At 74.2% G+C, this 24,843-nt stretch carries 24 protein-coding genes; 11 read left to right on the top strand and 13 right to left on the bottom strand.

What is annotated here, in order from left to right:
* Nucleotides 1-25: 25 nt before the first annotated feature.
* From K304_RS0113030 to folB, 3 genes are read right to left on the bottom strand one after another with little or no spacing between them, the layout of a single operon-like run.
* Nucleotides 26-514: a DUF3180 domain-containing protein gene (locus K304_RS0113030; protein WP_027764117.1), complete on the bottom strand. Its 489-nt coding sequence runs from the start codon at nt 512-514 to the stop codon at nt 26-28.
* A gap of 14 nt (nt 515-528) precedes the next feature.
* Entirely contained in the window at nt 529-1,125 is a 597-nt protein-coding gene (gene folK / locus K304_RS0113035) for a 2-amino-4-hydroxy-6-hydroxymethyldihydropteridine diphosphokinase (RefSeq protein WP_027764118.1), read from the bottom strand.
* The gene (folB, locus tag K304_RS0113040; protein ID WP_027764119.1) at nt 1,122-1,481 is read right to left on the bottom strand and encodes a dihydroneopterin aldolase; all 360 of its coding nucleotides are present in this window, start codon (nt 1,479-1,481) and stop codon (nt 1,122-1,124) included. The genes folK and folB overlap by 4 nt, the downstream gene beginning before the upstream one ends.
* 384 nt (nt 1,482-1,865) lie before the next feature.
* On the opposite strand from folB, the gene folP reads away from it, so the two are divergent.
* The 8 genes from folP to K304_RS0113080 all read left to right on the top strand — a co-directional run bounded on the left by folP (nt 1,866) and on the right by K304_RS0113080 (nt 9,265).
* The gene (folP, locus tag K304_RS0113045; RefSeq protein ID WP_027764120.1) at nt 1,866-2,726 is read left to right on the top strand and encodes a dihydropteroate synthase; all 861 of its coding nucleotides are present in this window, start codon (nt 1,866-1,868) and stop codon (nt 2,724-2,726) included.
* A complete protein-coding gene (locus tag K304_RS0113050; RefSeq protein WP_027764121.1) occupies nt 2,723-3,181 on the top strand; it encodes a nuclear transport factor 2 family protein in 459 nt (152 codons plus the stop codon). Before folP ends, K304_RS0113050 begins: the two co-directional genes overlap by 4 nt.
* 198 nt (nt 3,182-3,379) lie before the next feature.
* Nucleotides 3,380-5,194, top strand: coding sequence for an ATP-binding protein (locus K304_RS28785; protein WP_078529019.1), 1,815 nt, complete (start codon nt 3,380-3,382; stop codon nt 5,192-5,194).
* Entirely contained in the window at nt 5,191-5,634 is a 444-nt protein-coding gene (locus K304_RS0113060; protein ID WP_027764122.1) for a roadblock/LC7 domain-containing protein, read from the top strand. The genes K304_RS28785 and K304_RS0113060 overlap by 4 nt, the downstream gene beginning before the upstream one ends.
* Nucleotides 5,634-5,999, top strand: coding sequence for a DUF742 domain-containing protein (locus K304_RS0113065; RefSeq protein WP_199779605.1), 366 nt, complete (start codon nt 5,634-5,636; stop codon nt 5,997-5,999). The genes K304_RS0113060 and K304_RS0113065 overlap by 1 nt, the downstream gene beginning before the upstream one ends.
* Nucleotides 6,000-6,075: 76 nt before the next feature.
* Complete coding sequence (locus K304_RS28790) at nt 6,076-6,696, top strand: ATP/GTP-binding protein (RefSeq protein ID WP_051308401.1); 621 nt, start codon at nt 6,076-6,078, stop codon at nt 6,694-6,696.
* Nucleotides 6,693-7,976: a cytochrome P450 gene (locus tag K304_RS0113075; protein ID WP_051308402.1), complete on the top strand. Its 1,284-nt coding sequence runs from the start codon at nt 6,693-6,695 to the stop codon at nt 7,974-7,976. The genes K304_RS28790 and K304_RS0113075 overlap by 4 nt, the downstream gene beginning before the upstream one ends.
* Nucleotides 7,977-8,059: 83 nt before the next feature.
* On the top strand, nt 8,060-9,265 hold the full coding sequence (locus K304_RS0113080) for a cytochrome P450 (protein ID WP_027764125.1): 1,206 nt from the start codon (nt 8,060-8,062) through the stop codon (nt 9,263-9,265).
* An 18-nt stretch (nt 9,266-9,283) separates the two neighbouring features.
* Here K304_RS0113080 and folE read toward each other — a convergent pair whose 3' ends face one another.
* From folE to dacB, 6 genes are all read right to left on the bottom strand, one after another.
* The gene (gene folE / locus K304_RS0113085) at nt 9,284-9,889 is read right to left on the bottom strand and encodes a GTP cyclohydrolase I FolE (RefSeq protein ID WP_027764126.1); all 606 of its coding nucleotides are present in this window, start codon (nt 9,887-9,889) and stop codon (nt 9,284-9,286) included.
* Between the two features lie 89 nt (nt 9,890-9,978).
* The gene (gene ftsH, locus K304_RS0113090; RefSeq protein WP_027764127.1) at nt 9,979-12,000 is read right to left on the bottom strand and encodes an ATP-dependent zinc metalloprotease FtsH; all 2,022 of its coding nucleotides are present in this window, start codon (nt 11,998-12,000) and stop codon (nt 9,979-9,981) included.
* A 173-nt stretch (nt 12,001-12,173) separates the two neighbouring features.
* Nucleotides 12,174-12,713 (bottom strand): hypoxanthine phosphoribosyltransferase, encoded by a 540-nt coding sequence (hpt, locus tag K304_RS0113095; RefSeq protein ID WP_037790289.1) that lies wholly within the window; start codon nt 12,711-12,713, stop codon nt 12,174-12,176.
* Between the two features lie 92 nt (nt 12,714-12,805).
* On the bottom strand, nt 12,806-13,855 hold the full coding sequence (tilS, locus tag K304_RS0113100; protein WP_027764129.1) for a tRNA lysidine(34) synthetase TilS: 1,050 nt from the start codon (nt 13,853-13,855) through the stop codon (nt 12,806-12,808).
* A gap of 197 nt (nt 13,856-14,052) precedes the next feature.
* Entirely contained in the window at nt 14,053-15,207 is a 1,155-nt protein-coding gene (locus K304_RS0113105) for a zinc-dependent metalloprotease (protein ID WP_078529025.1), read from the bottom strand.
* Between the two features lie 156 nt (nt 15,208-15,363).
* Nucleotides 15,364-16,905: a D-alanyl-D-alanine carboxypeptidase/D-alanyl-D-alanine endopeptidase gene (gene dacB, locus K304_RS0113110; RefSeq protein ID WP_027764131.1), complete on the bottom strand. Its 1,542-nt coding sequence runs from the start codon at nt 16,903-16,905 to the stop codon at nt 15,364-15,366.
* A gap of 86 nt (nt 16,906-16,991) precedes the next feature.
* Here dacB and K304_RS0113115 point away from each other — a divergent pair, with 86 nt between their 5' ends.
* Entirely contained in the window at nt 16,992-17,483 is a 492-nt protein-coding gene (locus K304_RS0113115) for an inorganic diphosphatase (RefSeq protein ID WP_027764132.1), read from the top strand.
* Between the two features lie 90 nt (nt 17,484-17,573).
* Here the strand turns inward: K304_RS0113115 and K304_RS0113120 are convergent, their stop codons facing one another.
* Both K304_RS0113120 and K304_RS28795 read right to left on the bottom strand, forming a co-directional pair.
* Nucleotides 17,574-18,545, bottom strand: coding sequence for a diacylglycerol kinase (locus K304_RS0113120; RefSeq protein ID WP_027764133.1), 972 nt, complete (start codon nt 18,543-18,545; stop codon nt 17,574-17,576).
* The gene (locus K304_RS28795; RefSeq protein WP_051308403.1) at nt 18,542-20,182 is read right to left on the bottom strand and encodes an FAD-binding oxidoreductase; all 1,641 of its coding nucleotides are present in this window, start codon (nt 20,180-20,182) and stop codon (nt 18,542-18,544) included. Before K304_RS28795 ends, K304_RS0113120 begins: the two co-directional genes overlap by 4 nt.
* 20 nt (nt 20,183-20,202) lie before the next feature.
* Here K304_RS28795 and K304_RS0113130 point away from each other — a divergent pair, with 20 nt between their 5' ends.
* Together K304_RS0113130 and K304_RS28800 are read left to right on the top strand one after the other, a co-directional pair.
* Nucleotides 20,203-20,826, top strand: a complete 624-nt coding sequence (locus K304_RS0113130) for a TetR/AcrR family transcriptional regulator (protein ID WP_051308404.1) — start codon at nt 20,203-20,205, stop codon at nt 20,824-20,826.
* A 5-nt stretch (nt 20,827-20,831) separates the two neighbouring features.
* Nucleotides 20,832-22,496, top strand: coding sequence for a glycerol-3-phosphate dehydrogenase/oxidase (locus K304_RS28800; RefSeq protein ID WP_078529027.1), 1,665 nt, complete (start codon nt 20,832-20,834; stop codon nt 22,494-22,496).
* Between the two features lie 74 nt (nt 22,497-22,570).
* Here the strand turns inward: K304_RS28800 and K304_RS28805 are convergent, their stop codons facing one another.
* On the bottom strand, nt 22,571-22,849 hold the full coding sequence (locus K304_RS28805) for a hypothetical protein (RefSeq protein WP_051308405.1): 279 nt from the start codon (nt 22,847-22,849) through the stop codon (nt 22,571-22,573).
* Nucleotides 22,850-23,010: 161 nt separating this feature from the next.
* A complete protein-coding gene (locus tag K304_RS0113145; protein WP_027764135.1) occupies nt 23,011-24,813 on the bottom strand; it encodes a SpoIIE family protein phosphatase in 1,803 nt (600 codons plus the stop codon).
* Nucleotides 24,814-24,843 lie beyond the last annotated feature (30 nt).

A 24,843-nucleotide genomic window follows, 5' to 3' on the forward strand; every position in this document is an offset into this window, starting at 1 on the left:
CGGCGCGACGCGGGCGGGCGCGGCGCTACGCGGCGGCGGGGGCCTGGGGGTCGTCGTTGTCGTCGTCCGGGAGGCGGCAGACGCGCTGGAGGAGAAAGGCCGTCGCGACGACGGCGACGGCTGCGGCGACGGACAGGCCCGCGTACAGCGTGTCGGCGCGCCGCGCCGGCCCCTCGATGTCGCTGAGCAGCAGGAAGACGCCGGTCCCCCCGTAGAGGCCGGCGACGAGCGCCGCGACGAGCGCGCTGGCCTGACCGAAGACGACGGCACGGGCGGCCATCATCGGGTCGACGCCCTTCGCTCCGGGCTGCCGTTCGCGCTGCGCCTTCAGCCGGGCGCGCAGGCCGAGCGCGGTCGCGAGGAGCACGGTCGCGATGACGGCCAGCACGACGGGCGCGGCGACCGGCACGCTCGGCAGCGCGCCCCAGCGGTCGAGCAGTCCGGCCAGCGCCCAGCCGAGGACGGCGGCGACCGCGAAGACGCCCGCCAGAACCCTGATTCGCAGTTCTCTCACGCGGACACCAACGCTCAGTCGGGCAGGCTCAGTTCCAGGTCGTTGCGCGCGGAGACTCCTTCGCGCCCCACGGCCGTCAGCAGGTCGGCGACCTGGCCGCGGCCGGGCACCTCGGCCTCCGCGTCGACATCGTGCCACGGCGCGAGGACGAAGGCCCGTTCGTGCACGCGCGGGTGCGGCAGGGTGAGCAGCGGGTCGTCGGAGATCACGTCCTGGTAGGACACGATGTCGACGTCGATGGTGCGCGGCCCCCAGCGCTCGTCGCGCACCCGCTCCAGCGCCTCCTCGATGGCGTGGCCGCGTTCGAGCAGCGAGCCGGGCGGCAGCGTGGTGCGGACGAGGACGACCGCGTTGAAGTACGCCGGCTGGCTCGCGGGGTCGACGCCCCACGGCTCGGTCTCGTAGACCGGGGACACCGCCTTCACCCTGAGTCCGGGGGTGTCGGCGAGCGCGTCGACGGCGCTCTGCAGCGTCTCCAGGCGGTTGCCGAGGTTGCTGCCGAGGGCGATCACGGCGTGCTTGGGGTTGCTGAGGGTGATGTCGGCCGCATCCACCTGGCGCACGACGGAGGCGGGCACCGGCTGTACGGTCGGGTCACTGTTCGGCGTCATGCGCGGCTCCGCTGGATGGTGATGGTCACGTCGTCGAAGGGCACGGTGACGGGGGCCTCGGGCTTGTGCACCACGACCCGCACCTCGGCGACGGCTTCGTGCGCGAGGCAGACGTCGGCGATGCGCTGGGCGAGCGTCTCGATCAGGTCGACCGGCTCGCCCGACACGACGGCCGCGACCTCCTCGGCCACCACGCCGTAGTGCACGGTCCGGGCCAGGTCGTCGCCCGTCGCGGCGGCGCGGGTGTCCACGCCCATGTCGACGTCCACGACGAAGGTCTGTCCCTCTTCCCGTTCCCGCGGAAGCACGCCGTGATGCCCGCGGGCACGCAGGCCGTGCAGCGCCACTCGGTCCATCGCGTCTCTCCTTCCTCCGGGTCCGGTGCGGTCCTGGCCGCCCGTTTCGTCACGGGCGCGTGCGTGCCCGTACACGTCGCGCGCCGGTGCACACCGGTGCGGGCCGGTACGGTTCGGTGCATGTCGGTACGTGTCCGGACGGACACGCGGCGCGCCGGGGCGCGCCGCGGGTCGAATCTACCCGCGGGCTCCGCCGGCGCCCGTGCGCGGGGCCGGTCGAAGCTCCGCGCCGTGGTGCGCGGGACCTACCCGGCAGCGTGGCGGCACAGTCTCACACGCCCTTCGGTGGGCACGAAGGAGTGGTCCGCGGGCCTCGCGCTGACGTGCGGCCCCGGCCGCGACGGGTAGGACGCCGCGACGGTCCGACGGCCTAGTCTTGGGGCCATGAGAGCGTTGCGTGGCCGGGTCGCCGGTCTGCCGGAGTGGGACCGCTGTGCGGTGATGGGCGTGGTGAACGTCACGCCGGACTCCTTCTCGGACGGCGGCCGGTGGTTCGATCACGAGGTGGCGGTCAAGCACGGGCTGGACCTCGTCGCCCGGGGCGCGGACCTGGTGGACGTCGGCGGGGAGTCGACCCGGCCGGGGGCCACACGGGTGGACGAGGCGGAGGAGTTGCGCCGGGTGCTGCCGGTGGTGCGCGACCTCACCGCGGCGGGGGTGCTGGTCAGCGTCGACACCATGCGCGCCTCGGTCGCCGAACGGGCGCTGGCGGCGGGCGCGTCCCTGGTCAACGACGTCAGCGGCGGCCGGGCCGACCCGGCGATGGTGCCGGTGGTGGCCGCGGCGGGTGCCCCGTTCGTGGTGATGCACTGGCGCGGCCGGTCCGTCGACATGAACGACCGGGCGGTGTACGGCGACGTGGTCGCCGAGGTGATCGACGAACTGCGCGCGGCCGTGGACGGCGCGGTCTCGGGCGGCATCGCGGCGGAACGGATCGTCGTCGACCCGGGCCTGGGCTTCGCCAAGGACGCCGGTCACGACCTGGCTCTGGTGGCCGCGCTGGGGCGGTTCCGCGCGGACCTGGGGCTGCCCCTGCTGGTGGCCGCCTCGCGCAAACGCTTCCTCGGCCGGGTGCTGGCGGGCGAGGAGGACGCGGCGCCGCCGCCCGCCCGGGAACGGGACGCCGCCACGGCCGCCGTGACCGCGCTCGCCGCCCGGGAGGGTGCCTGGGCGGTGCGGGTGCACGAGGTGCGGGCGAGCGCCGACGCCGTGCGCGTCGCCCGGGCCGTCGAGGGAGCCGCGTGAGCCGCGCCCGCACGGACATCGAGGCCGTCGAGGAGGCCAACACCGCGCTGTACGAGGCGGTCGAGCGCGGTGACCTGGAGACGCTCGGCGGGCTGTGGCTGGACGCGGAGGTCAGCGTCGTGCACCCCGGCTGGCCGGTGCTCACCGGCCGCGGCGAGGTGATGCGCAGCTATGCGCTGATCATGGCGAACACGGAGTACATCCAGTTCTTCCTGACGGACGTGGAGATCTCCGTCATCGGCGACACCGCGGTGGTCAGCTGCACGGAGAACATCCTCAGCGGCGGTCAGGCCGAGGAGGACGGGGACCTCGGCCCGCTGGTCGGCGGACTGGTGGTGGCGACCAACGTCTTCCGCCGCGTCGAGGACGGGAGCTGGAAGTTGTGGTCGCACCACGGTTCGCCGGTCCTGGTCGAGGGCGAGGACGACGACGGCAGCGAGGAACTCGGCGCCTGATGGGCCCCGTTCGGACCCGCCGGACGCCCGTCCGGTCATGCGGGTACCCGAAACGGACCAGAACGGTCACGAACCACCCCCGCCTGTCGGGTTGTTCACCTACCGGGCACCTCTTATTGACGTGAACTCTTCTATATTGGTCCTCTATTGATCACGGTCACGCTGTCCGGACCTGACCAGTCCCGAGGACCAGAAGAGATGACGACCGAAAACGCCCCCCGGCGGAACAGTCCGTCCGCGGCTGCCGGCACGGCGACGGGGACCGCGCTCGCCCTGCTGATCGCGGTGACGGTGACCTCGCCCGCCTGCCTGCTCGCGGTGTACCTGGCTCCGACGTCGCTACGCCCCGAGATCGCCTGGGCGTCCGGCGCCGGCGCGCTGCTGCTGTGCGTCTGCGTCGCCGTGGCCGCGTACCAGCGGCTGACCGCCCGCCGCCTGCGCGGCGAGCTGGCCGCACGGGACGCCGACGCCGCCGAACACCGCGCCGCCACCGAACGTTTCGCCGACATGACCGTGCCCGGGGTGGTGCGCCGGCTGCGCGAGGGCGCCTCCGCGGAGACCGCGCTCGCCGCGGCCGGACGCGTCGAGGACGACGCGCAGCGCCGCGTGCTGGGCACCCTGGCCACCGAGGTGCACCGCGGCGAGAGCCGCCGGGCCGCCGCGATGGCCGCGTGCGCCAACGCGGCAGGCCGCGTCCAGGCGCTGACCACGTCCATGGCCGCCGACCTGCGGGAGATGGAACACCGGCACTCCGACCCGGACGTGCTCGGCGACCTGCTGCACCTGGACCACCGCACCGCGCAGACCGGGCGGCTGGCGGACAGCATCGCCGTGCTCACCGGAGCCCGTTCGGGACGCCGCTGGGCCAAGCCCATCCGGATGGAGAGCATCCTGCGCGGCGCGATGGGCCGTATCCAGGGCTACCAGCGGGTGCGGCTGCACTCGACGTCCACCGTCGCGGTCGCCGGACACGCGGCCGAGGGCGTCATGCACGCCCTCGCCGAACTCATGGACAACGCGGCGAACTTCTCCCCGCCCACGGCCGAGGTCCACGTGTACGTGGAGCAGGTGTCGGCCGGGGTCGTGGTGACCGTCGAGGACGGCGGCCTGGTGATGGGCGAGGTCGCGCTGCGCCGCGCCCAGGAAGCGGTGGAGCCGCGTTCGGCGCGCGATCTGAGCGCCCTGCCCGGGACCCGTCTCGGCCTCTCCGTCGTCGGACGCCTGGCGCACAAGCACGGTCTGGCCGTCTCCTTCCGGCCCTCCGCCCACGGCGGTACGGGCGTGCTGCTGCGCATTCCGCAGGAGCTGGTCACCGAGAGCACGCCGTCGTCCGGCGAGACCCACGGCCGCGGACTCCCCCACCCCGCCGCCCGGCAGGGTGGCCGGATGGGGGACGTCCCGCCCGCACCCGACCGCGCCCGTACGGAGGCCGGCGTCGGCACGGCGGCCCCCGCAGCCGCCGGGGCGGGCGCGGGCGCAGGCCTCACCGCGGGCCCGGGCGCCACCGCGGAGCCCGCCACGGACGACGCCACCATGGTGATCCCCCGCTACCCCGGGACCCCGGACCACTCCGGCCGCCAGGCGGACACCGCCGAGGCGACGGAGGGCCGGGAGCACCGGCGCGTGGCCGACGAGCCTCCCGGCGACGAGACGGTGCAGTACGGCGAGAGCGGGCTGCCCCGGCGCCGACGCGGCCGTACGCTCGCCGCGGCGCGACGGGCGGCCGAGACCGCCGCCACAGAACGCCCGCGCCGCCCGCGCACCGCCGCCGACGCCGGTTCGCGGCTCGGCGCCTTCCGGCGGGCCGTGCGCGGCGACACCCCCGCGGCGGGCACGGACCCCGCTCCGGCCGTGCGCGGCGAGGCTTCCGCCGGCCGTGGCGACGCTCCGGCGCCCGCCACCACGGGCCCCGGCGCACCGCCCGGCCACGGCCCGGCGACCACCGAGGCGGCCACCGAAGCCGCCGCCTCGCCCACCCTTTCCGATTCGCGCGCGGAGGAACGCCCGGAATGATGACCGACGGCAAGCTGGACTGGTTGCTGGAGAACCTGCTGGAGCGGACGCCCGGGGCGCGCCACGGGCTGGTGCTGTCCCGCGACGGACTGAAGCTGTGCCGCTCGCCGGAGCTGTCCGTGGACCAGGCGGACCAGCTCGCGGCCATCGCCGCGGGCATCCAGAGCCTGTCGCACGGCGCCTCCGTGGAGTTCGGCGACGGCACGGGCGGCGTTCGGCAGGCGATGACGGAGTTCTACGGCGGCATCCTGTTCGTCGTGGAAGCGGGCGAGGGCGCGCACCTGGCGGTCGTGGCGGGTGAGGACGCGGACGTCGGCCTGGTCGGGCACAACATGAACGAGCTCGTCGAGCAGATCGGCGAGCACCTCAGCGCCCCGCCCCGCGAGAGCGGCGACGGGGACGACGCCCGGGGCGACCGCACGGACCGCGGCGCCGCCTGATGCGCCCGGGACGGGACGACGATCCTGACCGGCTGTACACCGTCACCGGCGGCCGCAGCCGGTCGGACGCTTCGGACACCCTCACCTTCGACCTGGTGACCCTGGTCGTCGCCGAGTGCGACCCCACCCCGGCGATGCAGTCCGAGCACGCCGCGATCCTGCGGATCTGCCGCCACCCGACGGCGGTGGTGGAGGTGGCGGCGGACCTCGGCCTCCCGGTGGGCATCGTCCGCATCCTGCTCGGAGACCTGCTGGCCGCGGGCCGGATCACGGCCCGCCACCCCCGTACGGCCGCCGCGGCGACGGACCGCATGCCCGACCCCGAACTTCTGAAGCAGGTGCTCGTTGGCCTCCGCAACCTCTGACCCGACCTCCCGCTTCTCCGGTGCGTCCCCGCAGGGGGGCGCTTCCGACCGCGGTGTCCCGCCGGAGCTCCCCGAGGTGCCGGCGCGGGCCTGGCGCCCGCCGCTGCGCGACAGCGCGGAGAACGGTCTCAAGATCGTGATCGTGGGCGGCTTCGGAGTCGGCAAGACGACCATGGTCCGCTCGGTCAGCGACATCCGTCCGCTGAACACCGAGGAGACGATGACGCGAGCCGGCGAGGGCGTCGACGACCCGAGCGCGGTGGCCGGGAAGACCACCACGACCATCGCGTTCGACTTCGGCCGGATCGGCATCGACGAGCAGACCGTGCTGTACCTGTTCGGCGCTCCCGGACAGGAACGTTTCTGGTTCCTGTGGGACCGGCTGTTCTCAGGCACGCTCGGCGCGGTCGTGCTGGTCGACACGCGGCGGCTCGCGGACTCCTGGTACTCCATCGACAGGCTGGAGCACCACGGCACCCCCTTCATCGTGGCGCACAACGACTTCGGGGGCCCGCACCACACGCACGACCAGATCCGCGAGGCGCTGGACCTCTCCCCGGACGTGCCGCTGATCGACTGCGACGCCCGCTCCCGCGAGTCCAGCAAGGACGTGCTGCTCACCCTGGTGAACCACCTGCACGCCCTGGCGACCGCGCACTACGCGCAGAACGGCGCCGAGGAGGAGATCGCCCGATGAACGGCCCGACCGTACCCACGCAGGCCCCGGGGCAGGCGCAGGCCGCGGGCTGCCCGGTGCCGCTGGGCGGCGACCGGTTCCTGGCCGGACCGGCGCGGTTCTACCGCGAACTGCGGCGCGATCACGGCCCGGTGGCGCCGATCGAGCTGCCCGGCGGCGTTCCCGCCTGGCTGGTGCTCGGCTACCGCGAGGTGCACCAGGTCACCTCCGATCCGGTGCTGTTCAGCCGCGACTCCGCGCTGTGGAACATGTGGGACCGCATCCCGGAGAACTGGCCGATGCTGCCCATGGTCGGCAAGCAGCCGTCCATCCTCTACACCGTCGGCGAGCGGCACCGGCGGCGCTCGGCCGTGCTCGGCGACGCCCTCGCCGGCGTGGACCCGTTCGAGCTGCGCGACCACGTGGAACGCTTCGCCGACGACCTCATCGACACCTTCTGCGGCAGGGGCGGCGCCGACCTGGCCGCCGACTACGCCAAGATGCTGCCCGCCCTGGTCCTCGCCCGCCTCTACGGCTTCCCGGACGCGGACGGCAAGGACCTGGCGCACGCGGTGAACGCCCTGGTCAACGGCGGCGCCGACGCCATCGCGGGCGCCCGGCACGCCACAGCGGCGATGCAGGGGCTCCTGGAGTCGCGCCGCGCGGTGCCCGATGCGGCGGGGCCGCCCGCGGACGTCGCGGGGCGGATGCTGGCGCACCCGAACGCCGGAGAGTTCACGCTCGACGAGCTGGTGCAGGACATGCGGGTCATCATGACCGCCGGGCACCAGCCGACCGCCGACTGGATCGGCAACTCGCTGCGCCTGATGCTCACCGACGACCGGTTCGCCGCCTCGCTGACCGGCGGCAGGCACAGCGTCGCCGAGGCGATGAACGAGGTGCTGTGGGAGGACACCCCCACCCAGAACATCGCCGGCCGGTGGGCCACCCGCGACACACGCCTGGCCGGCACCCGCATCCGGTCCGGCGACCTGCTGGTGCTCAGCTTCGCCGCCGCCAACGGCGACCCGCAGGTGCGGCCCGACCAGCACGCGCTGACCGGGGGCAACAACGCCTTCTTCTCCTTCGGCCACGGCGAGCACCGCTGCCCCTACCCGGCCCAGGAGATCGCGGAGACCATCGCCCGCAAGGGCATCGAGGTGCTGCTCGACCGGCTGCCCGACGTCGATCTCGCGGTCGCGGAGCACGACCTGGTGTGGCGGCCGTCGCCCTGGCTGCGCGGGCTGGTCAGCCTGCCCGTCCACTTCACCCCTACGCACATCGCTGGAGGCTCACGGTGACCGGACCCGGACAGACGCCGCAGACGACGGCCACGGGGCAGAGCGCGGCGGGTTCCGGCGGCGGGGGCGACGCGGGCGGCCGTATCGCCATCGACCCGCTCGTACGGAACCTGGCCGCCGAGACGGCGGCCCTGCGCGACGCCGGCCCGGTCGCCGCCGTGGAGCTGCCCGGCGGGGTGCCGGTGTGGGCGGTGACGCACCACGCCGAGGCCCGGCGCCTGCTCACCGATGCGCGGCTGGTGAAGAACATCGCGCACTGGGCGGCCTGGCAGCGCGGGGAGATCCCCAAGACCTGGCCGTTGATCGGGCTGGCCGCGCCCGGGCCGAGCATGCTGACCTTCGACGGCGCCGACCACCGGCGCCTGCGCACGCTGGTCGCGCAGGCGCTCACCCCCCGCCGGGTGGAGGAGCTGCGGCCGCGGATCGAGGAGATCACGGCGGGGCTGCTCGACCGTGCCGGCGACCGGGCCGACGCGGAGGGGCACGTCGACCTGAAGGAGTCCTTCGCGTACCGGCTGCCGATGGCCGTGATCAGCGACCTGATGGGCATCGACGACGCCGACCACCCGCGGCTGCTGGAGCTGTACGACAGCTTCTTCTCCAGCCTCACCCGGCCGGAACTGGTGCAGCAGGTCATCGGCGAGCTGCGCACGTTCTACACCGGCGTGGTGCACCGCAAGCGGGAGGCGCCGGGCGACGACCTCACGAGCGCGCTGATCGCGGCGGGCGAGGACGGTGACCGGCTCAGCGAGGCGGAGATCGTCTCCACGCTGCAGGTGATGGTCACCGCCGGGCACGAGACCACCATCAGCCTCATCGTGAGCGCGGTGGTGGCGCTGCTCACGCACCCGGAGCAGCTGGCCATGGTGCGGGACGGCCGGGTCGGCTGGGACGAGGTCATCGAGGAGACGCTGCGCTGGTCGGCGCCCACCTCGCACGTGCTGATCCGGTTCGCCACCGAGGACGTGGCCGTCGGGGACACGGTGATCCCGCAGGGCGACGCGGTGATCATGTCGTACGGGGCGATCGGGCACGACACGGAGCAGCACGGGGAGGACGCCGACCGCTTCGACGTCACGCGGTCCCCGAACCGGCACCTGTCGTTCGGGCACGGGCCGCACGTGTGCCCGGGGGCGGGGCTGTCGCGGCTGGAGGCGCGGATCGCGCTGCCCGCGCTGTTCGAGCGGTTCCCCGGGCTGGAGCTGGCCGTGCCGGCGACGGAGCTGCGGAACAAGCCGACGGTGACGCAGAACGAGCTGTACGCGTTGCCGGTGCGGCTGGGGGCCTGAGCCTGCGGGGAGCGGGCCTCAGCGGGCCATGATGAGGCTCATGGCCTCGGAGCGGGTGGCGGGGTCGCGGAGCTGGCCGCGAACGGCGGAGGTGAGGGTCTTCGCGCCGGGCTTGCGCACCCCGCGCATGGTCATGCACATGTGCTCGCACTCGATCACGACGATGACGCCGCGCGGTTCGAGGATCTCCATCAGGGAGTCGGCGACCTGCGTGGTGAGCCGCTCCTGCACCTGGGGGCGGCGGGCGTAGACGTCGACCAGGCGGGCCAGCTTGGACAGGCCGGTGATCTTGCCGCTGGCGGACGGGATGTAGCCGACGTGGGCGAAGCCCACGAAGGGGACCAGGTGGTGCTCGCAGGAGCTGAGCACCTCGATGTCCTTGACCAGCACCATCTCGTCGTGGCCGAGGTCGAAGGTGGTGGTCAGGACGTCCTCGGGCTCCTGCCAGAGACCGGCGAATATCTCGCGGTACGCACGCGCGACCCGGGCCGGGGTCTCCCGCAGGCCCTCCCGGTCGGGGTCCTCGCCGACGGCGATGAGGAGCTCCCGGATGGCGTCCTGGGCCCGCTTCTCGTCGAACTTTCCGATGGTGCCCTCGCCGTCCAGCGTCACCGGATCGGTCATGTGTGCCTCGTTTCTCGTGCCAGTGCAGCAGAAAGCCGCGCCCCCTGCAGGGTAGAACCCTGGGGGCGCGGCTCCGCATTCCGGGCGGGTCAGGACTCCTTGCGGGGGTCCTCCAGGAGCTCGACGGAGTCGGTCGGGCCGATGTCCTTGCCCTTCTCCAGCACCGGGTGCTCGCCGTTGGCGGACACGGCGGCCGGCACGGAGACCGGGGGCCGGGTCGACGGCGTGCGGCGGGTGGAGCCGGTCCACGCCGGGCGGGCCGGGCGCTTCACGATGGGGGCGAAGACCTCGGCGATCTCCTCCTTGTTGAGCGTCTCCTTCTCCAGCAGCGCCAGCACGAGGTTGTCCAGGACGTCCCGGTTCTCGACCAGGATCTCCCAGGCCTCGTTGTGCGCCGTCTCGATCAGCTTCTTGACCTCCTCGTCCACCAGCCCGGCGACCTCCTCGGAGTAGTCGCGCTGGTGGGCCATCTCCTTGCCCAGGAAGGGCTCGGAGTTGTCGGAGCCGAACTTGATCGCGCCGAGCCGCTCGGTCATGCCGTACTGCGTGACCATCGCGCGGGCGGTCGCGGTCGCCTTCTCGATGTCGTTGGCCGCGCCCGTGGTCGGGTCGTGGAAGACGAGTTCCTCGGCCGCGCGCCCGCCCAGCATGTACGCCAGCTGGTCGAGCATCTCGTTGCGCGTGGTCGAGTACTTGTCCTCGTCCGGCAGGACCATGGTGTAGCCCAGGGCGCGGCCTCTGGAGAGGATCGTGATCTTGTGGACGGGGTCGGAGTTGGGTGAGGCCGCCGCGACCAGGGCGTGTCCGCCCTCGTGGTACGCGGTGATCTTCTTCTCCTTGTCGCTCATGATCCGGGTCCGCTTCTGCGGTCCGGCCACGACGCGGTCGATCGCCTCGTCCAGGAAGTGGTTGTCGATCAGCTTCCGGTCGCTGCGGGCGGTGAGCAGCGCGGCCTCGTTGAGGACGTTGCTCAGGTCCGCACCGGTGAAGCCGGGCGTACGGCGGGCCACGGCGCCGAGGTCGACGTCCGGGGCGACCGGCTTGCCCTTCTGGTGCACCTTGAGGATCTCCAGCCGGCCCTGCATGTCCGGACGGTCCACCGCGACCTGGCGGTCGAAGCGGCCGGGGCGCAGCAGCGCCGGGTCCAGGATGTCCGGCCGGTTGGTGGCGGCGATGAGGATGACGCCACCCTTGACGTCGAAGCCGTCCATCTCGACGAGCAGCTGGTTCAGGGTCTGCTCGCGCTCGTCGTGACCGCCGCCCATGCCGGCGCCGCGGTGGCGGCCGACGGCGTCGATCTCGTCGACGAAGACGATGGCCGGGGCGTTCTGCTTGGCCTGCTCGAACAGGTCGCGGACCCGGGAGGCGCCGACGCCGACGAACATCTCGACGAAGTCGGAACCGGAGATCGAGTAGAACGGCACTCCGGCCTCGCCGGCCACGGCGCGCGCCAGCAGCGTCTTACCGGTGCCGGGCGGGCCGTACAGCAGGACGCCCTTCGGGATCTTGGCACCGACCGCCTGGAACTTGGCGGGCTCCTGGAGGAACTCCTTGATCTCCTGGAGCTCCTCGCACGCCTCGTCCGCGCCCGCGACGTCCACGAAGGTCGTCTTGGGCGTGTCCTTGGTGATCAGCTTCGCCTTCGACTTCCCGAACTGCATCACCCGGGAGCCGCCGCCCTGCATCTGGTTCATCAGGAACAGGAAGACGACGATGATCAGCAGGAACGGCAGCACCGACAGCAGGAACCCGACGAACATGTTCTGCTCGGTCGGCGCGACGGTGTAGCCGTCCCGCAGGTCGCCGCTCTGGTACTGCGCCTGGAGCTGCTTCTGCAGGTCGACGCCCTGGTCGTCGATGTAGCTGGCCTTGACCTTGTTGGCGCCCTCGATCTTCTGGTCGCCCTTGAGGTCGATCTTGACGATCTGTTCGTCGCCGGTCGTGATCTCGGCCGAGGCGACCCGCTGGTCGCTGATGGCCTTGACGATCTGGCCCGTGTCCACCGTCTTGTAGCCGCCGGACGAGCTGACGAACTGCATCAACACGACTACGGCGAGGACGGCCAGCACGATCCACATGACCGGCCCGCGGAAGTATCTCTTCACGTCCATCCACACGGAGCGGCTCGCGCCCCGTCCCTCCTGCCACAGTGAGTTGAAATAGCCTGACGTTCGGACGGTACCTCAGCATCGACGCGAGGTGCCGCCGCAGACGGGCAACCGTATGCCCTCCCCTCACCAACGGTAGGGGACGGCCGTACGTTCCCGTACGGCCCCCGGACGGGTCAGCCGCCGTAGACGTGCGGGGCCAGAGTGCCGACGAACGGCAGGTTCCGGTACTTCTCCGCGTAGTCGAGACCGTAGCCGACGACGAACTCGTTCGGGATGTCGAAGCCGACCCACCTGACGTCGATCGCCACCTTGGCGGCGTCCGGCTTGCGCAGCAGGGTGCAGACCTCCAGCGAGGCCGGGCCGCGCGAGCCCAGGTTCGACAGCAGCCAGGAGAGCGTCAGGCCGGAGTCGATGATGTCCTCGACGATCAGCACGTGCTTGTCCTGGATGTCGGTGTCCAGGTCCTTCAGGATGCGCACCACCCCGGAGGACTGCGTTCCGGCGCCGTAGGACGACACCGCCATCCAGTCCATGGTGGCGGGCGTGCGCACGGCTCGGGCCAGGTCGGCCATCACCATCACCGCGCCCTTGAGCACGCCGACCAGGAGCAGTTCCCTGCCCGCGTACTCGGCGTCGATCTGCTCGGCCAGGCCGGCCAGCTTCGCGTCGATCTCTTCCTTGGTGATGAGCACCTTCTTCAGGTCGGTGCCCATGTCCTTCTCGTCCACCCGGTAGCCGCTCTCGCTCGATGTCGGTACGCCGGCCGCCGTCCGCACCGCCACGCGCGGCCGCGCCCCGGCTCGGCTCAGCTCTGCCGGATGACCAGTCTGCCACCCTGCCTGCGCGCCTCGACCCGGCCCGGCAGATTGATGGCCCGCTGACCCCGCCAGGCGGTGATGAGCCGGTCCACCTCCTCGATGTGCCGGGCGAACAGCGACCCGGCCGGCGCACCGGCCGCGACCGCCGTACGGCGCAGCACCCGGCGGCGCACGGCGGGCGGCAGGGCGTGGAGCCGGCCGACGTCCAGCTCGCCGGGAGCGCCGTCGTCGGCCCGGGAGGACCGTTCCGCCTCGTCGGTCCAGGCGTCGAGGGCGTCGGCGTCGTCGCGGGACAGGCGGGCCGTGCGGGCCAGGGCCTCGACCACGCCGCGGCCCAGGGCCTTCTCCAGACTGGGCAGCGCCTCGTGCCGCACCCGGGAGCGGGTGAAGGCGGGGTCGGCGTTGTGCGGGTCGTCCCAGACCGGCAGGGACTGCTCCAGGCAGGCCTTGCGGGTGGTCTGCCGGTCCAGCGCCAGGAACGGCCGGCGGTAGCGGTTACCGGGCCCGGAGACGGCGGCCATCCCGGACAGCGAGCGGGTGCCGGAGCCGCGGGCGAGGCCGAGCAGCACGGTCTCGGCCTGGTCGTCGCGGGTGTGGCCGAGGAGGACGACCGCGGCGCCGTGACGTTCGGCGGCGGCGTCGAGCGCGGCGTACCGGGCGTCGCGGGCGGCGGCCTCGGGGCCGCCCTCGCGGCCGACGGTCACGGCCAGGGAGTCGACGGGGCCCAGCCCGAGACAGGAGAGGCGGGAGACGACCTCGGCGGCGCGCCCGGCGGAGCCGGGCTGGAGGCCGTGGTCGACGGTCACGGCGCCGGCCCGGAGGCCCAGGCGGGGCGCCTCGAAGGCGACGGCGGAGGCGAGCGCCATGGAGTCGGCGCCGCCGGAGCAGGCGACGAGAGCGAGCGGCGGCTCGGCCCCGCCGTCGCGGAGGTGCGGGCCGGCCGGGGCCGCCCGGCCCCGGGTGGCGTCCCGGAGGACGTCGTGGAGAACGCGGCGGACCGCCAGGCGTATTGCGGCGACCGCGGGATGGGGACCCATGTCCGATTCACTTCCTCGAAGGAGTCTGATCGCGCCGATGCGAGCCGATACGACACCCGCTCCGATCACGGTGCGTGTGTCGATGGTGACAGAGACGAGTTGCGTTCCCCGAGCATCGCACGCCGACCCCGCGCGGACGGTCCCTCGGACGGGTGATTACGTGGCGCGGGCGGCCCCGGCCGGCCGCCCCCCAGGGCTCACTCGCCCTTACGGTGCACGCGCGCGACCCAGCCGGCCGGGTCGGCGATCTCCGCCTTGGTCGGCAGCGTGTTGGGCGACGTCCACACCTTGTTGAAGCCCTCCATGCCCACCTCGTCGACGACGGTGCGTACGAACCGCTCGCCCTCGCGGTACTGGCGCAGCTTCGCGTCCAGACCGAGCAGCTTGCGCAGCGCCTGGTCCAGCCGCCCGGCTCCGCTGGCCCGCCGCTTGGTGAACTTCTCCCGGATCTCCACCACCGAGGGCACCACCTGCGGCCCGACGCCGTCCATCACGTAGTCGGCGTGGCCCTCCAGCAGCGACATCACGGCCGTCAGCCGGCCGAGGATCTCGCGCTGGGCCGGGGTCTGCACCAGCTCCACGAAGCTGCGGTCGCCGCTCTCCTCGCCGTCCTCACCCTGCGGGCGGGCGCCGGTCAGCGACTGCACGGCGTCCCGCAGCCGCTCCAGCAGCGTGGACGCGTCCATGTCCGTCTCGGCGAGGAACGCCTGGATCTCGCCGCGCACGTGGTCCCGCAGCCACGGCACCGCGGAGAACTGCGTGCGGTGCGTCTCCTCGTGCAGGCACACCCACAGCCGGAAGTCGTGCGGCGCGACCTCCAGTTCCCGTTCCACGTGCACGATGTTCGGGGCGACGAGCAGCAGCCGGCCGCCGCCGTCCGCCGCGCCCGGCAGGTCGCGGGAGACCGGTGCGAACGTCTCGTACTGCCCGAGCACGCGGGAGGCGAGGAACGACAGCAGCATGCCCACCTCGACGCCGGTGACCTTGCCGCCGACGGCGCCGAGCACCGCGCCGCCGGGACTGCCCGCGCGGCGCTCGCTCATCCGGCCCAGCAGCGGCGCCAGCAGCTCGCGGAAACCGGCCACGTTGGCCCGTACCCAGCTGGCCCGGTCCACGACGAGCACCGGGGCGTCCGCGTCGCCGTTCCCGGCCGGGCCGCCGTCCGGGGTGGGCGGATGCATGCGGGTGAAGCGGCGCACGTGCTCCTCGGAGGCGGTGGCGTGGCGGCGCAGCTCGGCGACGACCGCGCGGGCCTCCTCCCGGCTGATCTCCGGCCCGGGTCGCACGAGCCGGGTCGCGGTCGTGACCGCGAGGTTCCAGTCGACCATCTGCACACCACCGAGGCTCGTCATGCCTTCACGGTACGTGCCCGCCGCGCGGTGCGGCAGCCGACGGAGCAGAGTCCCTCCGGCGTGACGGGACCGCGCCGGGACCGCGACGGGACCGCGCCGGGACCGCGACGGGACCGCGCCGGGCCGAAGGGCCCGGGGACTTTGGCGGCAGGCGGCCTACCTGCAGCCGCAGTTCGCGAGGGCGGAGGCCATGCGGTCCAGGGCGGCCTGCGCGCCGTAGCGGTCCTTCGTGCCCGTCGTCAGGAACGCGAAGGCCAGCAGCCGTCCGTCCGCGTCCACGACCGTGCCGGCCAGGGTGTTCACCCCGGTCAGCGTCCCCGTCTTCGCCCGGACGACGCCGGCGCCCCGCGCGCCCTCGTAGCGCCCGTGCAGCGTGCCCGTGAAGTGGGCCACGGGCAGGCCCGTGAGGGCGACGCGCAGCTCGGGCCGTCCGGGGTCGGCGGCGAGGGCGAGCAGACCGGTGAGGAGTCCGGCGGTCACCTTGCCCGTGCGGTCGAGGCCGCTGCCGTCCGCGAAGCGGGCTCCGCGCACCGGCAGGTCCAGGTCCTTCAGCCGGGCGCGGACGGCCTCGCCCGCGCCGTCGAAGCTCGCCGGCTCGCCGACGGCGAGCGCGGTCTGCCGCGCCAGGGCCTCGGCGAGGTCGTTGTCGCTGTGGGTCAGGGTCCGCTCCACCAGCCGGGCGACGGACGCGGACCGGTGCACGGCGATCCGTTCCGCGTCGTCCCCGGCGATGACCTTCGAGGGCCGGCCGGAGACCGTGACGCCGTGGTCGTCGAGGCGCTGCGCGAAGGTGCGCGCGGCCTCGGCGGCGGGGTCCGCGGCGCGGGGGGCGGGGCCGTGGTCGCTGCCGTCGAGCCGCGCCTCGTTCAGCATCAGCGGGCCGACCGGGGCCAGGTTGTCGTTGGGGCCGAGGGGGTGCAGGCGGGGCCCGGAGTACAGCGAGACGTCGAAGCCCAGGCGGACGTCGGACGCGTCGTCCGCCCGCTTCAGCTGTCGTGCGACGTCGGCGGCGAGGGCGTCGAGGTCCTTCCCGGTGAGCGTCGGGTCGCCCCCGCCGACGAGCACGATGCGCCCCTCGCCGGTCCGGACGACGGGCGTCTCGATGCGGTGGCCGGGACCGCGCGCGGAGAGCACCGCGACGGACGTGGCGATCTTGACGGTCGAGGCGGGCGTCACCGGGCGGGCCGCGCCCTCGCCGAAGAGCTGCTTGCCGGTGAGGGCGTCGACGACGGAGGCGGAGACGACCGGGCCGAGCGCCGGGTCGTCCAGCAGCGGCTCCAGGGTGTCGGCCAGCGCGGTCGGGGTGGGCGCGGGCGGCGGCGCGTCGTCGCCCGCCCCCTCGGCGCCGTCGGCGGGCGCGGCGCCGAGGGCCCGCAGCACCTCCGGTGCGCTCGGCGCGGGTTCGGGCAGGGCCGGGTCCTCGGCGGTGTGGTCCCTGCCACTGTCGTCCGGCCAGGTGCCCGCACGCGTCCGCTCGGCCGTACGCTGACCCGAGTCCCACGGTCCCGCCACGGCCACCGCCGTGAACGCGACCACGAGGCCGACCACGGCGGAGGTCACGGACAGCCGCCAGGTCTGCCGCTGGTGCGGCGGGGCGGTCCGCCACCGCCGCCGGAGCGCCGTCGGGACACCCCGCACGCTGCGGCGCGCGGAGCCGGCGACAACCGCGGCACGTGCCCGGACCGTGTCGTCAGGCATCGGAAGACCAGCCCCTTTCGCGAGCACGAACCTGCGTGAGGGACACTTAATCACCAGAACATGTGTTGATCACGGAGGAGCCTCCCTTGGAGTTCGACGTCGTCATCGAGATCCCGAAGGGTTCGCGGAACAAGTACGAGGTGGACCACGAGACCGGTCGCATCCGGCTGGACCGTCACCTTTTCACCTCGACCGTGTACCCGGCCGACTACGGCTTCGTCGACCACACCCTCGGCGAGGACGGCGACCCGCTCGACGCGCTGGTGCTGCTCGACGAGCCCACGTTCCCGGGGTGTCTCATCAAGTGCCGCGCCATCGGCATGTTCCGCATGACGGACGAGGCGGGCGGCGACGACAAGCTGCTCTGCGTGCCGGCGTCCGACCCGCGGATGGAGCACCTGCGCGACATCCACCACGTGAGCGAGTTCGACCGGCTGGAGATCCAGCACTTCTTCGAGGTCTACAAGGACCTGGAGCCCGGCAAGTCGGTCGAGGGCGCCGACTGGGTCGGCCGTTCGGAGGCGGAGGCCGAGGTCGAGGCCTCGGTCAAGCGGCTCGAGGCGCAGGGCGGCCACTGAGTCTCCCGCGGAGGTCCGGCCGGCGTTCGGCCGGACCTTCCCGTGCGTGAGGGGCCGGGCGGGCCGGCGGATGCCGACGCGCCCGGCCCCTCACGCATGCGCGTCGCGACGTCGGTGCGCCGGGACCAGGACGCGTACCGCGGCGGAGACGGCCTCGGCCTCCAGGGGCAGGACCCCCAGCGGCTCGCCGTCCGCGTAGGCCTGCATGTCCGCCGTCTCCACCCGCACCCGCCGCCCGGTGAACGTCCGCACCCCCGGGTGGCTCGTGTGGGTGCCGCGGTAGACCCGCGGGAACACCCGCAGCAGCTCGGCCCGCCCCACCGCCGGGACCACGGTGACCGCGAAGCGCCCGTCGTCCGGGGCGGCGTGCGGGCAGATGCGCATGCCGCCGCCGTACGTCGTGGTGTTGCCGACGGCGACCAGCGTGGCCTCCAGCTCGTGCCGTGCGCCGTCCACGTCGAGGACGAACGGCAAGGGCCGCAGCAGGCCCAGTTCGGCGACCATGGCGAGGTTGTAGCGCATCCGGCCGCGCGGGCGCCGCATCCGGTTGGCCCGGTCGGTGACGAGCGAGTCGAATCCGCTGGTCAGCACGGTGCCGAACCAGCGCGGCGGCCCGCCGTCGCCGGTGACGCGGCCCAGGTCGAGGGTGCGTTCCTCGCCGTCCAGCACCAGGTCGGCGGCGGCCTCCGCATCCCGTCGGGGGATGTCCAGGACCCGAGCGAAGTCGTTCCCGGTACCGGCCGGCACCACGGCCAGGGCGGGCGCCCCGGCCGTGGCAGGCGTCCCGCGGCCGGGGGCGCAGCCTGCGGCCGCGAGCGCCTGGAGGGCCAGGTGGACCATGCCGTCCCCGCCGACGACGGCGAGCACGTCCACGCCGTCCGCGACGCAGCGGCGCGCCTGGTCCCGGGCGGCGCCGACATCCTGCGCGGCGATCAGTTCGACCTCGGCACCGCGGGCGAGGAGCCGCCGGGCCGCCGTCGCCGCCAGGTCCGTGCCGCGGCTGCCGCCCGCCGCCGGGTTGACCAGCATCGCGACCCGGCGCCGCGCGCCCGTGGCGCTCACGCGTCGCCTGCCGGGGCCTCGGCGACGGCCGCCGGGGCAGGCGGGATGAGCTTGCCCGGGTTGAGGACGCCCGCCGGGTCGAGGGTGCGCTTGACCGCGCGCAACACCTCCACGCCCAGGTCACCGACCTCGTCGGCCATCCAGGGCAGGTGATCGGCTCCCACCGCGTGGTGGTGGGTGATGGTGCCGCCGTGCCCGGCGATCGCGTCGCCGGCCGCCCGCTTGGCGCGCTCCCAGCGGCCGGCGGGGTCGTCGCCCCCGGCCGCGGCGACCGTGAAGTAGAGCGAGGCGCCCTCCGGGTAGACGTGCGAGATGTGGCAGTTGACCACCGGGGGCGTGCCGTCCACGGCGAGCGCGCCGGTCAGGGCCCCGGTGACCGCCTCGCGCAGTTCCGGCAGCCGGTTCCAGGTGGTGGCCGTCTCGAGGGTCTCGGCGAGCACGCCCGCGCCGAGGAGCCCGTCGCGCAGGTACGGGCCGGCGTAGCGGCTGTGCCGCCACTGCGCGACGGGCTCCTCCCCCAGGCAGGTGCCGTCCGCGGCCTCCAGCGCCGCGGCGGTCTCCGCGCGGCGGGCGGCGACCTGGCCGGCGGTGCCCTCGTGGGCGACGACGGCGAGGCAGCCGCCGGTCGCCTGTTCGCCGGAGAGGGCCGCGTTGACGAAGGTCTCGGTCTCGTCGGAGAGCCGGACCAGGGTGGGCGGCACCCCGCCCTGGGCGAGGGCGCGCAGCGCAGCCGTTCCGGTGGCGAAGTCCGGGAACGTCCAGGCCTCGTCGCGCTGCGTTTCGGGCAGCGGCCGCACCCGTACGGTCACCTCGGTGATCACCCCGAACGCGCCCTCGGAGCCGAGGAGGAGCTGCTTCAGGTCCGGTCCGGCGGCGGAGCCGGGCGAGCGGCCGAGGTCGAGGGTGCCGCGCGGGGTGGCGGCGCGCAGGCGCAGCACCATGGCGTCGAACCGGCCGTACCCGGCCGAGGACTGGCCGGAGGAGCGGGTGGCGGCGTAGCCGCCGATGGTCGCGTACTCGTAGCTCTGCGGCTGGTGACCGAGCGTCAGGCCGTGGGCGGCGAGCAGTTCTTCGGCCTCCGGAGTGCGCAGGCCGGGCTGGAGCGTGGCGGTGCGGGAGACCGGGTCGACCGCGAGCAGCGCCTTCATCCGGCCGAGGTCGAGGGAGATCACCGCTTCGAAGCCGGGGTGCAGCGGTTCCACGCCGCCGACCACGCTGGTGCCGCCGCCGAACGGCACGACGGCGACACGGTGTTCGGCGCAGGCCCGGAGCACGTCGAGCACCTGCGCGTGCGAGGCCGGCCGGACGACGGCGTCGGGGGCGTCCGCGACGTCCCCGGACCGGCGGCGCAGCAGGTCGGGCGTGCTCTTCCCACCGGTGCGCCGAACGCGGGCGGTGTCGGAGAGGTCGACGTGGTCCGGGCCGACGGCGGCTGCCAGGGCGTCGCGGGCGGCAGCGGGCAGGGCGGAGTGCGGGACGGCGAGGGCGGACTCCTCGACGGCGGGGGCGTCGCGCAGGGCGACGCCGAGAACGGACGCGACCAGGCCGCGTACGGACTCGGGGAGGGCGGAGGCGCGGTCGGGGTCGCCCCAGGCGTTCCAGGACATCTCGCCGACCGGTGTGCTGGGAGTCGTCATGCGTTACAGTCTTACACGTGATGTCAATCAGCAACGAGGACGAGAACGACACTCCGCAGGACCCGGTGGCCGGGTCGCTGCTGGACGCCGCGTACGACTGCATCGCCGCGTTCGGACTGCGCCGGATCACGCTCACCGACGTGGCGCGGCAGGCGGGCGTCAGCCGCCCGACCGTCTACCGGCGCTGGCGGGACGTCAACACGCTCGTCGCCGACCTGCTCACCCGCGAGATGCATGCGGCGCTGCTGACCGCCGCGCAGCAGGCCGGCCCGGCCGACGGGCCCGGCGGCGTCCGCGAGCGGCTGGTGCGCGAGGCGTCCGAGCTGCTGCGGGCGCTGCGCGGACACCCGCTGCTGACGCGGATCCTGGAGACCGAACCCGAGGCGCTGGTCACGTACACCTTCCAGCGGCTCGGCTCCAGCCAGCGCGGCGCGCTGGAACTGCTCCGGCCACAGATCACCGCCGGCCAGGCCGACGGCACCGTCCGCGCCGGCGACCCGGACGCGCTCGCCCGCATGGTCATGCTCCAGGTCCAGACGACCGCCCTGTCCTGGCGGCTCGTCGACGACGTACTGCCGCTGGACCGGCTCACCGAGGAACTGCGCCGCCTGCTGGATTCCTACCTGCGCCCCGAGGAGGCCTGAGCGCCATGCCCCCAGCCCCTTCCGCCCCGACACCGGCCTCGACACCCGCTCCGACACCGGCCGCGTCCGCCGCTGCCGCCGCACGCGGCGCGGTCCGCGAGGCCCGCGAGGCCGCCGCGCTGAACGCCGCCCGCCGCTCCCGCGAACTGGAACGCCTCGCCGACCGTCCCGAGGTGGACCTGCTGGTGGTCGGCGGCGGGGTGACCGGCACCGGCATCGCCCTGGACGCCGCCGCGCGCGGGCTGCGCACGGTGCTGGTGGAACGGCACGACCTCGCCTTCGGCACCAGTCGCTGGAGCTCGAAGCTCGTGCACGGCGGGCTGCGCTACCTCGCCAAGGGCCGGATGGGCATCGCGTACGAGAGCGCGCGCGAGCGGCACGTACTGATCTCCCGCACGGCTCCGCACCTGGTACGGGCGCTGCCGATGCTGCTGCCGCTGCACGAGAGCGTGGGCCCGGCGCAGGCCGCGATGACCCGGGCCGGCTTCGTACTCGGCGACGCGCTGCGCGTCGCCGCCGGTACGCGGCGCGGTGTGCTGCCCCGCGCGCGCCGCGTCTCGCGCGAACGGGTGCTCGACCTCGCCCCGTCGGTCCGGGCCCACGGGCTGCGCGGCGGGCAGCTCGCCTACGACGGCCAACTGGTCGACGACGCCCGGCTGGTGGTCGGCCTGGCGCGTACGGCCGCCCGGGAGGGCGCGGCGGTGCTGACCCGCTGTGCGGCGGAGGAGCTGCACGGCCGGGGTGCGGTGCTCCGCGACGAACTCACGGGCGAGCGGCTGGAGATCCGCGCGCGTGCGGTGGTGAACGCGGCCGGGGTGTGGGCGGACCGGCTGGTGCCGGGCGTACGGCTGCGTCCCAGCCGGGGCAGCCACCTGGTGCTGTCCGGCGAACGGTTCGGCGGCCTGCGCACGGCACTGACCATCCCGGTGCCCGGGGCGCTCAGCCGGTTCGTCTTGGTGCTGCCGCAGGAGGGCGGCGACCGGGTGTACGTCGGCCTCACCGACGAGCCGCTGGACGGTCCGGTGCCCGACGTGCCCACCGTCCCGCAGAGCGACGTCGACTTCCTCCTGGACGTCGTGGGCGGCGCCCTGAACACGCGGCTGACCAGGGAGGACGTACTCGGCTCGTATGCGGGACTGCGACCGCTGCTGGAGTCCGGCGACGGCACCGGGTCGAGCGCCGACCTGTCCCGGCAGCACGCGGTGCTCACCTCGCCGGACGGCGTGGTCACCGTCGTCGGCGGCAAGCTGACGACCTACCGGCGGATGGCCCAGGACGCGGTGGACGCGGCGGTGGCGGGCGGCGGACTCGCCGCCGGACCCTGCCGCACGGGCCGGCTGCCACTGGTCGGCGCGGGGCCGGCGGCGGCGCTGGCGCGCGTGCCCGCTCCCGCGCGGCTCGTCGCGCGGTACGGGACGGAGGCTCCCGAGGTGCTCGGCTGCGGGGCGGCGACGGAGGTCGCCGCGGGCGTGACCGAGGCCGAGCTGGCCTGGGCCGTGCGGTGCGAGGGAGCGCTGGACGAGGGCGACGTGCTCGACCGCCGTACGCGCGTCGGGCTGGTGCCCGCGGACCGCGAGCGCGCCCTTCCCGCGGCGCGGGCGGCGCTCGCCGCGGCCTCGCCCACGACGTCGTCGCCGGTGTCCCCCGCGGGTCCGTCCCGGAACGGGTGAGCGCTCCGGTACCGGCGCCCCACGAGGCGGGGCCGCCGGTCCCGGAGCGCTTCCGTCCGGACCGCGGACCGAGGTCAGTCGACCTCGTTGCCCTGGGCGATCTCGCACTCGACCTCGACCGAGCGGTCGGAGACCGCCTCGCCCTCGCCCTCGCCGAGCACGCCGATGCCCAGGCCGAGGTTGATGTCCCCTATGAGGGAGTTCGAGGCCTGCTTGACCGACTGCTTGCAGACGGCGCCGTTCTCCTGCTCGAACTCGACGGCCGGGCCACCCGCGACGGCGGTACCGGCACCGGCGGTACCGAGGGCGGCGACGAGGGCGGCGACGGCAGCCGCAGAGCGGAACTTACGCATGGTTTCTCCTCTATTCCTCAGAGAATCGCCACGAGCCGTGAGCTCGTGATCCGACAAGAGGAGAATCGGCGCGAAAACGGGGCTCCTTGAGCCTTCGCGCGCCCTACCACCCGACCGGCCCGCGACACACCGAGCCCGGTTGCTTGACCACGGAGAAACGGTTACCCGCGGGGGATGTTCTGCTCCGCCCAGACGACCTTCCCGACAGCGGTGCGGCAGGAGCCCCAGCGGCGGCAGAGCATGTTGATCAGCTGGAGCCCGCGCCCGCCCTCGTCGCTGACGTCCGCGTGCTGGATCTGTGGCAGGTCCGGCCCGGTGTCCGACACCTCGACCATCAGGCGCTCGTTGCGCAGCATGCGCAACTGCCCCGGCCCGCCGCCGTACCGCAGCGCGTTGCCGACCAGTTCGCTGACCACGAGCTCCGTGACGTCCGCCAGCTCGCCGAGGTTCCACGCGGCGAGCTGCTCGGTGACCAGACGGCGGGCGGTGGAAGCCGCCGTGCCGCCCTCGGGCAGCGTCCAGGTGCGCAGGTCCGTCCCGGCGGCCGGCCCGCAACCCTGCGCGACCAGCAGGACCGCCTCGTCGAAACGCCCGTCGCCCTGCGGCGCCGCGGCGAGCAGCCCGCCGTCGGCGAGCTGCTCCTCGCTCATCCCCGTCACGGCCGCGCGCAGACCGGCGAGCTGCGCGTCGACGTCCTCGGTGCGCGTCTTCATCAGCCCGTCGGTGTAGAGCAGGAGCCGGCTGCCCGGCGCGCTCTGCAGCCGCAGCGGATCGTAGGGGATGACGCCGGTACCGAGCGGGGCACCGGTCGGCACGTCGAGGAAGCGCGGCACACCGTCCGGGCCCTCGATCAGCAGCGGCGGCGGGTGCCCCGCGCTGGCGAGGGTGTAGCTGGCGTCGGCGGGGTCGTAGACGGCACACAGGCAGGTGGCGACCTGGTCGTCCTCCAGGTCGCGGGTGGCGAGGTCGAGCCGGGCGAGAACCCGGTCCGGAGCGATGTCCAGGGTCATCAGCGTGCGGGCCACCGACCGCAGACGTCCCATGGTGGCCGCCGCGGGCAGCCCGTGACCCATCACGTCGCCGACGACCAGCGCCGTGCGGCCGCTCGGCAGCGCGACCACGTCGTACCAGTCGCCGCCGACGCCACGCGCATCGACCGCGGGCGCGTAGTCCGTGGAGACCTTCAGGCCGGGGGTGTTGGGCGTCGCCCGCGGCAGCAGGCTTCGCTGGAGGGAGACGACGTGCTCGCGTTCCCGCCCGTACAGGCGGGCGTTGTCGATGTAGACGGCCGCCTTCGAGGCGAGCTGCTCGGCCAGCGCCAGGTCGGTGCCGGTGAACGGCGGGCTGTCCCCGGCCCGTACGAAGTCGGCGGAGCCGAGCAGCACCCCGCGGGCGATGAGCGGCACCGCCATGTAGCTGTGCACGCCCTGCCGGCGCATCGCCGCCGCCGCGCTCTCCGTGGGAGCCACCCGCTCCAGGTCCTCGGCCGTCATCGAGGCGACCATCACCGACTCGCGGGCGCCCAGGCAACGGGTGGTCAGCAGGGTCTCGCGGCGGTGCTCGCGGTCGACGATCTCCCCGACCGGCGAGGGTTCCAGCTCGCGCAGCGCCTCCACGGCCGCCACCGCCATGGCACGGGTGACGGGCACCCCGGTGCCGACGACGTGGTCGCCCTCCTCGCCGCGCAGCACGGACTCCAGCAGGTCCACGGCAGCGGCGTCGGCGAGCCGCGGCACCACGTACTCGGCCAGCTCCTGCGCGGTGCGTTCCAGGTCGAGGGTGGTGCCGATGCGCGTGCCGGCGGCGTTCAGCCAGCCGAGCCGGCTGCGGGTGGTGAACCCCTCGTCCTGCGCGGCCAGGGTGCGGCGGACACGGAAGCGCCGGGCCGCCGACCCCCTGCCGAAGACGGCTCCCTGTGCGGCCAGACGACTGGTCAGGCGCCGGGCGCGGCTGCCGCCGTTCACCGTGCTGGCCTCCCATCGCGCCGATCGACG

It is taken from the genome of Streptomyces sp. CNS606 (genome assembly GCF_000426325.1).